We start from the raw sequence: 14,119 nt of genomic DNA, 5'->3' as shown, positions 1-14,119 counted from the left end.
TTCTTATACTTACCATGGGCTTGTCGCATTTGTGCGACATGCCGCCGAACACCTCATTCGGCAGCAAGCGGGGGCGCGATAAACAGATCATCCGGCAAGGATGTGAGGTCGCTCAGGAACTGATGCAGATCACCACATAATGTGTCGAAACCCGTGAGCTTGTGCAGCGATTGCTCATTTACATAGAGACTGCGATTAATCTCGATCTGCAAAGCGTGGCACGCAACGGCGGGCCGGCCATAATGTTCGGTGATGAAACCGCCCGCATAGGGCTTGTTATGCGCGACCGTGTAGCCCAGATCTCGCAACAGCTCGATGGCCGCCTGCGTGAGGCGCTCGCTGCACGAACGACCGAACCGGTCACCGATAATGAAATCAGGACGTGAAGCCACTTCTCCCGGACGCACACCACCCGGCATCGAATGGCAATCGATCAGGACCGCATAGCCAAACCGCTCGCGAGTCGACTGCAGCAAGCCTTCAAGCGTGCGGTGGTAAGGCTTGTAGAGGTCTTCAATGCGATAGAAGGCTTCGGCCAGCGGAATACGCCCCGAATAGATCATCTGCCCCTCGCCCACCAGACGCGGCACCGTGCCCAGCCCGCCGGCAACCCGCGCCGATTGGCTGTTGGTGAACGGCGGCAGCGTTTCGGTGAACATGCGTGGATCAAGCTCGTAGGCTTCGCGATTCACATCAAGAAAAGCGCGCGGGAAATGTGCCTTGAGCAAGGGCGCACCGAGTCGGACGGCGGAGATAAACAACTCATCGACATAACAATCTTCCGAATGACGGATGCTGAGACTGTCGAGACGGGATAATTCCAGAAAAGATTGCGGATAATAGCGACCGCTATGCGGCGAATTGAATACGAACGGAATTCGCTGCTCTGCCGGAGCATTCACCTCGAAAGGCGGTATCAGGCTGAAATCACGCTCCAAACTCATATTTTGATCCGTCTATGCATATCATCTTTGCGGTGGCTGGACACAGCACGCCGCCGGGCTCGACAAATTACGTCAACCGCTGCGCCGGTGCAAATACCAACAGGTAGCGCCGAATTCGATCATGAACCGAAAACTGCGGCAATCCCGTCACAAATGACAGGTTGTTGCCAAATGCATGCCATAACAATTAACATTCGCGCGAGCATTCATTTCATATTTACCAAAGAAGCGTTTTCTAGAGTGGAAAATTGAATCGTTCACGCTGCCCGAGCACTGGAGCGAACGATGGGAAATTCGGACGGACCAATGAAAAGAATTCTTCTTGCTGAAGACGATAACGATATGCGCCGCTTCCTCGTGAAGGCACTGGAAAAGGCGGGCTATCACGTAACACACTTCGACAATGGCGCCAGCGCCTATGAACGCCTGCAGGAAGAGCCGTTCTCACTGCTGCTGACCGACATCGTTATGCCGGAAATGGACGGTATCGAACTGGCGCGCCGCGCCACGGAAATCGACCCCGACCTGAAAATAATGTTCATTACGGGATTCGCAGCCGTCGCTTTGAACCCTGATTCTGACGCCCCGCGCGATGCGAAAGTGCTTTCCAAGCCATTCCACCTGCGCGACCTGGTGAACGAAATCGAAAAAATGTTGATCGCCGCCTAAGGCGATCACCGGCCAGGTCGCGGTTTTCCGGGCTTTTGAAAAGTCTTCAACAAAAAGACGAAAAAACTTCAAAAAAGGCCATTGACGGGCGCAACGCGATATGGTGTATGCGGCACATCGAATGGGCGTATAGCTCAGCGGGAGAGCACTACATTGACATTGTAGGGGTCACAGGTTCAATCCCTGTTACGCCCACCATTCGATCCTCCACTTAGGACATATATAAATCATATCAGATGCTTAGACTGATGGATGGTTTACAGATGTCCTCACCTGCCTCCAGAATATGCACTGTTATTGCTAAGGAACCCGACGCGGGCGCCTTACCTTCCAGCCGCGAATCATTCCCAATTCTTTCGCCGCCCGCAGGCTGCGCCCTTCTTTATGGTGTCGTGTAAAACCAAATGACCGGCGCGACGATCAGCGCCGCCAACACGATCCAGGCTATCCGCCAGCCAATGTTCTTTGTTCCGAGAAACGCCGTCATGACTATCGCAGCCGCTACCATCACGGTAACCGGCCAATAGATCGACATGATAACGAGAACGGCAACCCACCAAGGAAATGAAATCATGCTGCGCTTGTAGCCAGCGGCACCTGCGTCGGCAAGGGATTGGAGCGCTCCGCGTCTGCCGGTAAGTGTAATAACTGCGCGCTAAAGCGGGGCTTATGCCCCGCCCTTTTCGTTATTCTTCTTCTTTTTATCTTCATCGTAATGAAACTTGATAGCGAAGAACATGGCCGCGCCCAACACGAGAACCTTGAACGCGATCAAGAATACCGGAATCCATTCCATCTTTTGAATATTTCCATACTGCTATCGATGGTGAGGTGCATTAGCACACTATCTTCGCTTCAACAGTTCATTTTATTTGATCATGACGCCTAATTTAATTAGCAAGCTAACTATATGAAGAGCAACTGAATGTATCGTGGTGTTAAGAGAGTTGACCGTCACATCTGGAACCGGCAGTTGGTCAGCTCGTTCATAACTGCGGCGGGCGCTAAACGAAATAATGGATAGTCGTCATGTACAGGTTTTCGGCAATCGCAGCACTGATAGTGGCAGCACTTGTGTCCACTGTCCCGGCACAAGCGCAAAGCATTGAAATTGGACCGAACGGCATTCAGGTCAATCCAGACGATGACCGCAGAATGCACCGTGATCGCCGTGATTACGGCGATGAAATCAGCGAACGTCGAGCAGCAAGAATTGCACGCAACGAAGGTATGGATGAGGTTGAAAGCGTTTCCAGACGCCGTAATGCCTACGTCGTCAGAGGCCTGGATCGAGACGATAACGATATGCGTGTCATAATTGACCGTCGTAGCGGAGATGTACTCGAAGTGCGCTGACCGTGCGTAACACGCCGCACCGTTATTAAGTGGAATCGAAGAGCCGTCCCTCGCCCTGCAACTGCCGGAGAGGGGCGGAAAACTGTGCTGAAAAGCCTTCAGGCCTGAAGTCAGATTTGACCTCACCGGAGCCCAGAAGGCCCATTCTGATCAGCTTCGAACCGAAGCCGGACTTTTGCGGTTCGATAACAGTCGGACCACCGATCTCAGCCCAGAACAGGGTCAGGGTCGGCTCGCTCTGACCCTTCGAGACTTTTGCTTCCAACTGGACATGGCCACCCTCGTTAGACAGCGCACCATATTTGATCGCATTGGTGGTCAGTTCGTGGATAAGCAGCGAAACCGTGGACGCCCCTTTCGGGCCGATCATAATATCCCTGCCTTCAAATTGGACCCGATCACTTACAGCCAGCGCATTTGTAATGCCTGTCACGATCTCCCGAAGTGAACCTTCCGAGCTTTTCCCAAGCCGAAGCACATCATGTGCGTTACCGAGCGCAAATAGTCGCCGGGTAAACTTATGGATCACATCATCATCAGCATTGTTATTGAAGGTCTGGCTCGCAATCGCCGAAACCACGCTGAAAGTATTCTTTATGCGATGTGCAAGCTCAGCGTTCAGGATCTTCGCGTGTTTTTCGGATTCTACTTTGGATGTGGTTTCGATGACCGTATCGATCATCCCGGCAACGCGCCCCTTTTCATCGAAAATCGGGCTGTAGCAGAATGTAAAATAGCATTGTTCAGAATAACCATGGCGATCAATGACCAAAGGAAAGTCTTCTATAAACGTCGCTTCTCCGTCATAGGCGCGCTCAATCATCGGCACCAGTTCATCCCAGACTTCGGCCCAAATATCACGGAAGGACGCCCCCATGCAGTTCTCTTTCTCGCCGAGAATTTGCCGAAAGCCATCATTATAGATTGTCGTATACTCAGGTCCCCAGACAATTGCTTTTGGGAAGTGTGACGCGAGCATCATTTGCACTGCGGTGACGAGCGGTGCCGGCCAATGATCCGGCTCCCCTATCGGATTTTTACTCCAATCCAGACTTCTGATCTCATCGGCCGACCGTCCGCGTGCATGCAGGAAAAGCACCGCACTATCCATTATTATTTCCATATATATATGAGGAAGTTACAGAGGCGGGCATCGATCTTAGATTCGTCGCTTCACGCATTAGAAGCTAGTCCAGCAACCACTAATATGTCAAACGACCCTTCAGATCGGGACAATCGTACATAAACTCTCATGAACTCTGAAAAGCTATTCGCCTCAATCGTCTTGCTCGGGGGAGTTATCCTCCTGGCAGCTCTCGGTATCCGCCTGTACAACACCTATAACGGCATCGATCCCACATGGGGCAATACCCATATCGGCGTTCAACCCAGACTAGATGATTGAACGCGAAGGCCACCGTCTCACCTCTGGCTCAGACGCAATATGATTTGTTGCTCGGAACGGAACCCGCGCGATTTCGTTTAACTATATCTGCAATGAGACTACAGCGACTGATGCTAGCGCGGGCTTGCCCGATATTTCTATCAAACCGAACTTCGGTGGCGAGCAAGGCTGTTGCGTCTCTCGAACGCGTCAAACGCGAAACAAGCAACAGGCAAGAAATCGGGCGGCGCGGGCAGTAGCATGGAGGAATGCTATGATTGAGAATGGTTTTGGGGTCCGGCAGGAAGCCGACCGTACCTGGTCCGTTTTCGATAAATTCAGCGGCGAAGTCGTCGTGATTGACGGTCACGTTCAGGCCCACCTGCCTGAGGCAGAAGCCAGAGAGGCGCTCGATTTGCTTATCCGCAAGTACATGGTCCGCCATCACGAAGATGGCAGCGGGCGACTGCCTTAAACGGTGACTGTTGCGGTGTGGTTGTGCCAACTATCAGAGATATTTTGCAGCTGGAGGAAAACATGAGCGGCGAACTTGAAAAGCAGTTAGAGATCGAAGAGCTAGCCAAGCAGCTGTTCGAGCATGAGAACCCCGATCCTGATTTGGACTGGGACGCTGCCGTTGGCAAAATTGTCAGCGGCGCCAGTGTCAGCGGCGGCGTTCCCGATGACGTAAAAGAGAAATACCGGGCGAGAGCTGCGCAAATTCTCAGAGACCGGGCAGAAGGTGACGACGACTAGGCAGCGACGGCTTTCGGATTGGGCTGGCATCACAGATAATCGATCAGATTGTGGTCCTACATGAGCCCTTCCGCTCGCACTCGCATTGCTGGCTCAAGTTCAAGTGAATGGCGCGCGATCTTGTCGAAACAGACGGACGTTGTCTCGTTGATGGCGCGCAGGTCCCCATCAAGCGAACCAGCCATTATCTGGCGAAACGTGATTGATGAACGCCCCACTTTCAGCACCTGAGAGCAGATCGTCAGCAAGTCCCCGGCGGGCACTTCCTTTTTGTAGTCCATTGTCGAGCGCACATCCGCCCAACCGAAACCCTCATCCGGGATTTTCCCGGCTATGTGGCCCAAGAGCTGAAAACTCGCATCATCGAACATCCCGGCGTAGTGCCGGACATTCATATGTCCCATGACGTCGCACATCCACGGATGTACGACGCCGATAAAAGTCACAAGACCGCTCATCGCGCTACCGATTGATAGCCGCCCAGGAAAGCGGTGAGATTGTCACCCAGCGCATCGCAAAGATAACCACCTTCCTGCACGATGACGGTTGGCAGCCGAAGCTTCGCAATGGCTTCGGCAATGCGTCCGAAACCGCCAGTGGTAACCGACAATCCGCCGAATGGATCACCCTCAAACGGATCAAGACCAAGCGCGACCACCAGCGCATCTGGCGCGAAAGCTTCTATACGACGGAAAGCCGTATCGAGCGACGCGAGGAACTCGTCATCGCCAGATTTGCGCGGCAGATGCAGATTGAGGTTGTAGCCAAGACCAGCCCCTTCACCGCGTTCATCGGCATGGCCCCAGAAGAATGGATAGAAGCGCAGCGGATCGGCGTGGATTGAGACAGTCAGCACATCGGGACGCGCATAGAAAATGCCTTGCGTCCCGTTACCGTGATGCAGATCGACATCGAGGATTGCGACGCGTTCAGCCTTCGAGCGTAGCCGCTGAGCCGCAACCGCCGAATTATTGACGAAACAAAAGCCGCCGGCAACATCGGCAAAGGCATGGTGCCCCGGGGGACGGCAGAGCGCATAGGCCGCCACCTCGCCCGCAAGCACCGCATCGGCGGCGTCAACCGCACTCCAGGCACTCCAGCACACGCTTTCCCATGTGTGTTCGGCTATCGGGCAGGCCGTATCGGCCATGTGATAGCCGACCTGCCCGACGGCGGATGCCGGATAGCGACCGTCACGCGCCAGCGGATGAATGTTCGGAATGACCTCTTCCGAAGCCTCCTCAATGCGCCGCCAACGCGGATAGATGTGCTGTAAGAACTCCAGATATTCCGGCGTATGAACGGCAGCTATCGGGCCAAGACCGTGATTGTGCGGACGGATAATCTCACAGCCCGCAGCCTTCGCGCCGGAGAGCAGGCGCTCGACGCGCTCCGGTTGCTCGGGGTTTGGCTTCGGCGCGCCGCTGGAAAGAAAGGCTTTCGGGTCGTGACGCTTTTGCTCAACAGCGTAGAAGGCTTTCATGACTGCTCCCTAATTTGCATTGATACGCGCCAGACGGGCAAAATCCTCGCCATAAGCGCCATGATCGAGGTCGGCTTCGATCCAGCCAATACCCAGCCGTTGGTAAAATCGTTGCGCGGCAACATTGTCCCGATCCACGACCAGCCGCAGATAGACGCCGCCGCGTGCTGTCGACCATGAGGCAACATGGCGAAGCAATATCTCGCCTACCCGCCGACCGCGAAACCCTTCTTCGACATAGAGGTCCTGCACAAAGACACCGGGCTTACCAAGCCATGTCGAGAAAATCGGGAAGAACAGCGCCAGTCCTGCAAATACCTCGTCCACCTCGGCGATCAGGCTGGTAAAAGCCGCGTTGGGACCAAAGCCATAGCGACGAAAGTCTTCTATCGTACTGGAGACTTTGCCTGTGGCGCCCAGCCCCGCGCCCATCGCGCGGATCGCCTCGTGAATCTGTTCAGCATCGGTAGGCTCGGCGAGCCGGATCACAACGCCCGCTTTGCTATCCAACACAATCTTTGGCATCAGAACGCCACCCTGTCCCCACCCTTCAGGCCCAGATAATCACGCGCCTCGTCGGGTGTGGCAACTTCCAGCGACAAGCCGTCAAGAATGCTACGGATGCGCCGCACCTGATCGGCATTGCTCTTGGCCAGTTTTCCCCGTCCGTCATAGAGACTGTCTTCCAGACCGACACGAACATTGCCACCCATGGCTGCTGCCATTGTGATCATCGGAATCTGGTGTCGCCCTGCCGCCAGAACCGAGAAGGAATAGTCGTCGCCGAACAGCTTGTCTGTAATGCGCTTCATATGCATGAGGTTGTCCGGGTCTGCACCGATGCCGCCCAGAATACCGAAGACGAACTGGATGAATAGATGACCGGTCACCAGCCCACGATCACGGAAATGGGCCAGTGAATAGAGATGCCCGACATCGTAGCATTCGAACTCGAAGCGGGTACCGCAGCCCTGACCGAGACTGGTCAGAATGCCTTCCATATCCGCGAAGGTGTTCTTGAAGATTGAATGACGCGTTGCCTCCAACAGTTCCGGCTCCCATGCATGCTTCCACTCGCGTGGCTTGTCGAGGGCTGGAAACAGCGCGAAGTTCATCGAGCCCATATTGAGCGAGCACATCTCCGGTTGCGCCCTGAGCGGCGCAGCCAGCCGGTCATCCAGCGTCATCAATGACGACCCGCCAGTGGAAATATTCACCACGGCCGCGGTCGATTGCTTGATGCGGGGCAGGAACTGCATGAACAGGTCCGGATTGGCGGACGGTCTGCCATCACGCGGATCGCGGGCATGGAGATGCAGGATGGATGCGCCCGCTTCCGCCGCCGCAATGGCTTCGCTGGCGATCTCCTCCGGCGTGACCGGTAAGTGCGGCGACATGGTTGGAGTGTGCACGGAGCCCGTCACTGCGCAGGTGATGATCACCTTGCGCTGTGTTTTCTTCTTCTCGGTCATGATCCGGTTTCCTTATGCGTTCACGGGCAGCTTGAGTTCACGCGCCAGAACCTCCAGCGTATCGCCAAGGATCGCGGTGATCTCGCCAACCTGTTCTCGACTTACGATCATCGGCGGGCAGACGAGGAAGTGATCGCCTTCAACACCACCCCGCGTGCGGCGCGAATAGATGATCAGACCGCGCTCATAGGCAAGATCGACCATGCGCTGATGGGCGTTCAGCTCCTTCGGCAACGGCTTCATGGTGTCAGGATCGGATACGAATTCGGCGGCCAGCAACAACCCCTTGCCGCGCACATCACCGATGAACGGGAAGCGCTTCGCCAGTCCTTCCAGCTCGCCCTTCAGCGCATCGCCCATACGGGCGGCATTGCCGACCAGATCGAGACGATCAATCTCCTGAAGCACTGCTTTGCCTGCCGCGCAAGCCAGCGGATTGCCCGCATAAGTGAAGCCGTGCAGGAAGCCGCCAGCATCCAGCACCGGCTGCACAATGCGTCCAGGCGCCGCCATTGCGCCAAGCGGGCAATAACCTGAGGCGAAACCCTTCGAGAGAGCGATGAGATCGGGCTTGCAGTTCCAGTGGTCGCCGCCCAAAAACTTGCCGGTACGTCCTGCACCGCTCATCACCTCGTCGTGGATGAGCAGGATGCCATAACGGTCGCAGATTTCGCGGATACGCGGATAGTAGCTGTCGGGCGCAACCAGCGCGCCGGTCGACGCTCCACCGATCGGCTCCATGATAAAGGCGAGTACGCTTTCAGGACCTTCTTCCTGAATCTTCTCCTCCAGCATGTCGGCATATTTCTGGCCGCGTTGTTCCATCGTGAGATTGTCGCGGTCGAGATAGGCAGTCGGTGCAGGGACTTTCGGCATTTCGCGCATGATGGGTGCGAAAGGCTCGCTCAAAGCCGCATAACCGGTGACCGCCAGCGCCCCAAGCGTACCGCCATGGTAAGACGGAAACCGCGAAATCACTTTCCAGCGTGTGCCCTGCCCGGTCGCAACCGCCCATTGGCGGGCAAGCTTGATGCAGGATTCCACTGCTTCCGAACCACCGGACACGAAGAAAATCTTGTCCAGACCTTCCGGCATACGTTCGGCGGCCATGTGCGCCAGATCCTCCGCCGGCTCGTTTTCGAAATGAAGCCGATAAGCGAAGGTGACGCGATCCATCTGCTCTTTCATGGCGTCGAGCACGTTGCGATTGCCGTGGCCGATATTGACCACCATCGCGCCGCTAGAGCCGTCGATGACCCGGCGTCCGTCCTGATCCCAGATATAGATACCTTCGGCACGATCCACCAGCGGCCTGCGTAGGCGCGACTGGTAGAAAAGATGCGATGCCGGGCGTTCGTTCTGTGCTTTTGTGTTGAGCATGGCGTTACTCTGTCAGCGCTTGAGATATTGGTTAAGAACATTGGCGGTCACACGCTGGACCATGCGGTCGCCACGTTTGAGAGCCGCGACCCACTCGCAGCTTCCGGCGTGGAAAACCTCGCCCTTGCCGCGCGGAAAATTGACGATCATGCCGCAGCCGCGCTTGATGCGTTCGACGGCTGCATCGCCATTGTCGCCGATCAGCGTATCGGCCACGAATTTGGCATCGGCATCGGAGAGGAACTGGTCGTCGGCTGGAATATCCGCGCTCTCTTCCTTGAGAGACGACATGCCTAGCGCCAGAATTTGCAATCCAACAGGTGCGCCGCTGCCCGCCTCCGGTTCCGGCAGACCGCCCCGGATCACATAGTCGAGCCCGTCGACCTCATAGCCGAAGGCGTGACCGTCAGCGCCCAGGAGATCACCGTAATAGATACCGGTTCCCGCAAAGGCCCAATGTTCCGGGCGATAGACCGGAAAACCGCGCACGCCACGCGGGGCGCAACCACCCCAGCCGACATAAAGCCCGCGCAGCGCATTGAGACCGAAGGTTTCGGCAGCAGGCCGTCCGGCTTCCGTCGCTTCCCAGCAACCGCTGGTGCGCCGTCGATCAGCGGAGCGATTGACCGGGTCTTCAGCGCGGGCGCGATATTTGTAGCAAGTCTGCCGCTTGCCATCATCCTCAAGCCGCGTCTGCCACATGAAATTGCCCGCAAAACGGGCCGCACGACCGCCGCCATCGACATAATGATCGACGGCATCGCGCATTTCCCATGTCCAGTATTCGTCGTGACCAACAAAGGCCACACAGTCATACCCGTCGAGGATTTCCGGCGAGAAATGCAGCTCATGCTGGCTGGCGAGATCAATCGCAAAGCCTTCCCGTTCAGCCCAGCGGAAGAACAGGCTGTCATAGCTCGCCCAGCCGGATGAGGCATATTTCTTGGAATAGCCATTGGCAAAGGCCCATTCCATATGCGGATAGCGTGGAGGGGCGGCAGGCGGCGTCACAAACTCCAGCGGCACGCGAGGCGCATCGGACGGTAACAGCGCAAAGCCACGGCAGAACGGACGCTCGATGCTTACCGTCGTCGCATATTGATCGCCATTCGGCCCGGTAATGCCCTGATAGTGGTTGGAACCGCCCCAGGTATTATAGGCCGTCCACGTGCCAGTCGCGGCAACCTGCAGGATACGACCCGGCTTACGGCCTGCCACAGGACGCAGGATGAAAAGATGGTGGCAATGGATCAACTGACCGTCATTGCCTTCGGCTTTCAGCGTGATGCGATAAGCACCGGAAGGCCAGTTCTCATCCGTCTTGAACGAAAATGTCGTCTCCCAGCCGCAGCCCACAACAGAACATTGCGCTGGCGTTTCCTGCCATTTGCAGTCTATCCTGCGCTTTGAGAATACGGGCTTTTCAACCGCCCCATCCCGGACGATTTCGATATCGAAGCGCGACGCGGTCGCACTCACCTGCAAATGAACCGTTGCGCCCGGCAGATAAGAATAGGCATCGGTGTAGCACCAGATTTCACCACGCGGCCCGTCCATGCCGGGATATTCATAATAATGGCCAAGCACGGCTTCGCGTCGCTGCGCCGGGCTCAGCCCGAAATCGGGAAAATCCCCAAAATCGGCAAACCCATTGCCGTTTCTCTCGTTCATGCCATCACCTCACGCAGCCAGATATTTCTTGAGGAAGGAGCGGGTACGCTCCTGCACCGGATTGCTCAAAATCTGATCCGGCGGCCCCTCTTCCACCACCACACCGCCATCCATGAACAGGATACGATCTGCCACTTCGCCCGCAAATCGCATCTCATGCGTGACGATCAGCATCGTCATATGTTCAGCGGCGAGCTGCTTCATGACGGCATTGACCTCGTCCACCAGCTCGGGATCGAGCGCCGAAGTCGCCTCGTCGAACAGCATCACTTTCGGCTGCATGGCGAGCGCACGGGCAATGGCCACACGCTGCTTCTGGCCGCCGGACAGCCGCGAGGGATAGACGTCGATCTTGTCGGCAAGCCCGACCTTCTTCAAAAGCTCCAGTGCTAGCGTACGAGCAGCGTCCTTCGTCATGCCCTTGAGTTTGATGGGGCCGAGCGTGATGTTTTCCAGCACTGTCAGATGTGGGAACAGGTTGAAGTGCTGAAACACCATGCCCATCTGCTGGCGAACGGCATTGATGTGCTTCTCGAAAGCCTGCCCGGTGAGAGGCTGATTGACCTGCATGCCATCAAGCCAGACTTCACCGCCATTCAGCGTTTCAAGATGATTGATCGAGCGCAGAAGCGTGCTCTTGCCCGAGCCGCTGGGGCCGATGATGGCGACGATCTGGCCACGCGCCACGGAAAGGTCGATACCTTTCAACACTTCCAGCTCGCCATAGGCTTTGCGGGCACCCTTCACTTCGACCATCGGTTTTGCGGTTTTGGGGCTGCTCATCGCGTGACCTCCACTTTTCTTTCAATGCGCCGCAGGCTGGCTTCCAGAACCAGATTGACCACGTAGTAGATGGCGGCGATGGTGATGTAGAATTCGAACGGGCTAAAGGTTTCGCTGATGGCAAGCTGCGCGCTGTGCACCAGTTCGGCAATGCCGATGATCGAAACCAGCGACGTATCCTTCAAAAGAACGATCATATTATTGCCGATGGGCGGGATCGTATTGCGCACCGCTTGCGGGATGACGATGTAGCGCAAAGCCTGACCATGGCTGAAGCCGATGGAACGCGCGCCTTCCATCTGACCCGGATCGACCGCCACGATACCCGCACGGATGATATCGGCATTATAGACGGCAAAGTGCAGACTGAGACCGATGATGCCCGCGCCAAGCGCCGGAATATCGATACCGATCTGAACCAGCCCGAAATAGATCAGGAACAGCTGCAACAGAAGCGGCGTTCCCATGAACAGCCACATGAAGAACCGCACCGGCCATGCGAGAATCTTAGGCGCGTAGAGCACCACCAGCGCAAAGACGATGCCGAGCACGAAGCTGAGGAAAGCCGACGCTACGGTCAGAACCAGCGTCCACCACAGTCCGGTCAGGAGCAGATTCGTATAGGGAGCGACGATGCTGAAGTCGAGAGCTTGCATCCAGTCCTCCCTCACTGCGCCGCGAAGCGCTTGTCGAGAAGATCGACCCCGCGCGCCACGATATAGATGATGATCATATAGAGAACGGCTGCAACGCCGAAAATCTCGAACGGTTTGTAGGTGGAACCGATGAAACGCTGCGCCGTATAGGTCAGTTCAACCACTGAAATGGTGGAAACCAGCGCAGAGCCCTTCAGGAGCGCAATCGTATTGACACCGAGAGGGCGGATCATCAGCCGGGCTGCCTGGGGCAGCACGACGAACCGCATCGTCTGGCCTCGCCCGAAGCCGATGGAACGGGCAGCTTCGGTCTGGCCGCGATCAACGCTCTGAATTGCGCCACGGATCGATTCCGACATGTATGCGCCGATATTCAACCCCAGACCGATGACACCAGCGGCAAACGGCTCCAGATTGATGCCGATCTGTGGGCCGCCGAAATAGAGAATGAATAGCTGCACAAGGCAAGGTGTGCCGCGAAAGACGCTCACATAGGCTGCTGCAAGCCATCGCAGGATGACCGAGCGGGACAGACGCCCGTTAACGAGGACCGCCGCGACGGCCAGACCCAACACCAGGGCCAGAGCAGAAATTTGGACAGTCACCCATGCCGCCTCCAGAAAAAACGGGAGGACGCGCAACATCAACGCAAAATCCATCGGAAAACTCCGGTCAATCGGTTTTCAACCGGCCCGGACATATGCCGGGCCGGGATGACGCATCAGCGAATATCGCTGCCAACCCATTGCATCGAGATCTTCTCATAGGTGCCGTCGGCCATGATCTCGTCGAGAGCCTTCTGCATTGCAGCCTTCAGCTCTGGATTGTTCTTGCGGATGGCGATGCCGATCGCAACACTGCCGCCTTCGATATCAGGCGTATCGAGCCTGCGGACCTTCTGTCCGGTTTCCTTGATCGCCACCATGACCGGGATGTTGTCGACGACGATGGCATGGCATCGACACGACCGGCATTCAGTTCGAGCATCAGCTCCGGCAGACCCTTATAGGTGCGAATGGACCAGCCGCCCTGTTCGCGCGCCCATTTTTCATGGGTTTCACCAAGCGTTACGCCCAGTGTCTTGTCCTTGAGATCGTCGAGCTTTTGAACTGCGGAGTCTTCCTTCACGAAAACCGCGCGGCCCGCATGATAGTAAGGTCCCACGAAATCCACGGCCTTCTCGCGTTCCGGCGTAATCGTCATGGAGCCAACCACCGTGTCGAACTTGCCTGCCCGAAGGCCGGCGACAATGCCGTCCCATGCGGTGGTGATAAGCTGTGGCTTGAGCTGCATGCGCTCGGCAATCGCCGACCCGATGGAAGCGTCAAAGCCCACGACTTCGTTCTTCTCATTGACGAAATTGAACGGCGGGTACTGGCCGCTCATGGCGATCTTCAACTCGCCCGCGGCCTTGATCTTTTCAAGATCATCCGCTTGTGCAGGCGCAACCGCAAAGACTGCGGTGGCGGTAATCGCGGCCGCGGCAATGAAACCCGTGAATTTGTCAAACATGCTGTTCCCGACTTCCTTTTGTTTGTTTTTCTTGAGGCTTTTTGATGCCTTCC

The 14,119-nt window shown here is 56.3% G+C and carries 17 protein-coding genes, 1 tRNA gene and 1 pseudogene; 5 read left to right on the top strand and 14 right to left on the bottom strand.

Annotated elements, in window-relative coordinates:
* Nucleotides 1-53: 53 nt before the first annotated feature.
* Nucleotides 54-944, bottom strand: coding sequence for an N-formylglutamate amidohydrolase (locus FHW03_RS04940; protein ID WP_182519619.1), 891 nt, complete (start codon nucleotides 942-944; stop codon nucleotides 54-56).
* 306 nt (nucleotides 945-1,250) lie between these two features.
* On the opposite strand from FHW03_RS04940, the gene cpdR reads away from it, so the two are divergent.
* Both cpdR and FHW03_RS04930 read left to right on the top strand, forming a co-directional pair.
* Nucleotides 1,251-1,613 (top strand): cell cycle two-component system response regulator CpdR, encoded by a 363-nt coding sequence (gene cpdR / locus FHW03_RS04935; protein ID WP_002966536.1) that lies wholly within the window; start codon nucleotides 1,251-1,253, stop codon nucleotides 1,611-1,613.
* A 123-nt stretch (nucleotides 1,614-1,736) separates the two neighbouring features.
* Nucleotides 1,737-1,811 (top strand) — tRNA-Val (locus FHW03_RS04930).
* Nucleotides 1,812-1,995: 184 nt separating this feature from the next.
* On the opposite strand, the gene FHW03_RS04925 is transcribed toward FHW03_RS04930, so the two are convergent.
* Both FHW03_RS04925 and FHW03_RS26015 read right to left on the bottom strand, forming a co-directional pair.
* Nucleotides 1,996-2,187: a hypothetical protein gene (locus tag FHW03_RS04925; protein WP_182519618.1), complete on the bottom strand. Its 192-nt coding sequence runs from the start codon at nucleotides 2,185-2,187 to the stop codon at nucleotides 1,996-1,998.
* Nucleotides 2,188-2,280: 93 nt separating this feature from the next.
* Nucleotides 2,281-2,409: a hypothetical protein gene (locus FHW03_RS26015; RefSeq protein ID WP_280992578.1), complete on the bottom strand. Its 129-nt coding sequence runs from the start codon at nucleotides 2,407-2,409 to the stop codon at nucleotides 2,281-2,283.
* 233 nt (nucleotides 2,410-2,642) lie between these two features.
* On the opposite strand from FHW03_RS26015, the gene FHW03_RS04920 reads away from it, so the two are divergent.
* Nucleotides 2,643-2,969 carry a PepSY domain-containing protein gene (locus FHW03_RS04920; RefSeq protein ID WP_182519617.1) on the top strand — a complete coding sequence of 109 codons (327 nt, stop codon included), beginning with the start codon at nucleotides 2,643-2,645 and terminating at the stop codon, nucleotides 2,967-2,969.
* A gap of 25 nt (nucleotides 2,970-2,994) precedes the next feature.
* On the opposite strand, the gene FHW03_RS04915 is transcribed toward FHW03_RS04920, so the two are convergent.
* Entirely contained in the window at nucleotides 2,995-4,080 is a 1,086-nt protein-coding gene (locus FHW03_RS04915) for a PAS domain-containing sensor histidine kinase (RefSeq protein ID WP_182519616.1), read from the bottom strand.
* A 547-nt stretch (nucleotides 4,081-4,627) separates the two neighbouring features.
* Here FHW03_RS04915 and FHW03_RS04910 point away from each other — a divergent pair.
* Together FHW03_RS04910 and FHW03_RS04905 are read left to right on the top strand one after the other, a co-directional pair.
* Entirely contained in the window at nucleotides 4,628-4,828 is a 201-nt protein-coding gene (locus FHW03_RS04910) for a hypothetical protein (protein WP_182519615.1), read from the top strand.
* A 62-nt stretch (nucleotides 4,829-4,890) separates the two neighbouring features.
* Entirely contained in the window at nucleotides 4,891-5,109 is a 219-nt protein-coding gene (locus tag FHW03_RS04905; protein ID WP_182519614.1) for a hypothetical protein, read from the top strand.
* Nucleotides 5,110-5,165: 56 nt separating this feature from the next.
* On the opposite strand, the gene FHW03_RS04900 is transcribed toward FHW03_RS04905, so the two are convergent.
* The 10 genes and pseudogenes from FHW03_RS04900 to FHW03_RS04855 all read right to left on the bottom strand — a co-directional run bounded on the left by FHW03_RS04900 (nucleotide 5,166) and on the right by FHW03_RS04855 (nucleotide 14,066).
* Entirely contained in the window at nucleotides 5,166-5,567 is a 402-nt protein-coding gene (locus FHW03_RS04900; protein ID WP_182519613.1) for an acyl-CoA thioesterase, read from the bottom strand.
* A complete protein-coding gene (locus FHW03_RS04895; protein ID WP_182519612.1) occupies nucleotides 5,564-6,592 on the bottom strand; it encodes a histone deacetylase family protein in 1,029 nt (342 codons plus the stop codon). Before FHW03_RS04895 ends, FHW03_RS04900 begins: the two co-directional genes overlap by 4 nt.
* Nucleotides 6,593-6,601: 9 nt before the next feature.
* The gene (locus FHW03_RS04890) at nucleotides 6,602-7,117 is read right to left on the bottom strand and encodes a GNAT family N-acetyltransferase (RefSeq protein WP_182519611.1); all 516 of its coding nucleotides are present in this window, start codon (nucleotides 7,115-7,117) and stop codon (nucleotides 6,602-6,604) included.
* Nucleotides 7,117-8,064: a 3-keto-5-aminohexanoate cleavage protein gene (locus tag FHW03_RS04885; RefSeq protein WP_182519610.1), complete on the bottom strand. Its 948-nt coding sequence runs from the start codon at nucleotides 8,062-8,064 to the stop codon at nucleotides 7,117-7,119. The genes FHW03_RS04890 and FHW03_RS04885 overlap by 1 nt, the downstream gene beginning before the upstream one ends.
* A gap of 12 nt (nucleotides 8,065-8,076) precedes the next feature.
* Nucleotides 8,077-9,444, bottom strand: a complete 1,368-nt coding sequence (locus tag FHW03_RS04880; protein WP_182519609.1) for an aspartate aminotransferase family protein — start codon at nucleotides 9,442-9,444, stop codon at nucleotides 8,077-8,079.
* A 12-nt stretch (nucleotides 9,445-9,456) separates the two neighbouring features.
* A complete protein-coding gene (locus FHW03_RS04875) occupies nucleotides 9,457-11,115 on the bottom strand; it encodes a N,N-dimethylformamidase beta subunit family domain-containing protein (protein ID WP_182519608.1) in 1,659 nt (552 codons plus the stop codon).
* Between the two features lie 9 nt (nucleotides 11,116-11,124).
* The gene (locus tag FHW03_RS04870) at nucleotides 11,125-11,871 is read right to left on the bottom strand and encodes an amino acid ABC transporter ATP-binding protein (protein ID WP_111787871.1); all 747 of its coding nucleotides are present in this window, start codon (nucleotides 11,869-11,871) and stop codon (nucleotides 11,125-11,127) included.
* 23 nt (nucleotides 11,872-11,894) lie between these two features.
* Nucleotides 11,895-12,554: an amino acid ABC transporter permease gene (locus tag FHW03_RS04865; protein WP_182519607.1), complete on the bottom strand. Its 660-nt coding sequence runs from the start codon at nucleotides 12,552-12,554 to the stop codon at nucleotides 11,895-11,897.
* An 11-nt stretch (nucleotides 12,555-12,565) separates the two neighbouring features.
* A complete protein-coding gene (locus FHW03_RS04860) occupies nucleotides 12,566-13,213 on the bottom strand; it encodes an amino acid ABC transporter permease (RefSeq protein WP_182519606.1) in 648 nt (215 codons plus the stop codon).
* Between the two features lie 62 nt (nucleotides 13,214-13,275).
* Nucleotides 13,276-14,066, bottom strand: a pseudogene (locus FHW03_RS04855) (ABC transporter substrate-binding protein).
* Nucleotides 14,067-14,119: the final 53 nt, after the last annotated feature.

The sequence above is a fragment of the Ochrobactrum sp. RH2CCR150 genome (assembly GCA_014138095.1).
Lineage (GTDB): Bacteria > Pseudomonadota > Alphaproteobacteria > Rhizobiales > Rhizobiaceae > Brucella > Brucella gambitense.
Note: the sequence above shows the minus strand (reverse complement) of the source record. Positions and strands in the feature narration are given on the sequence as shown.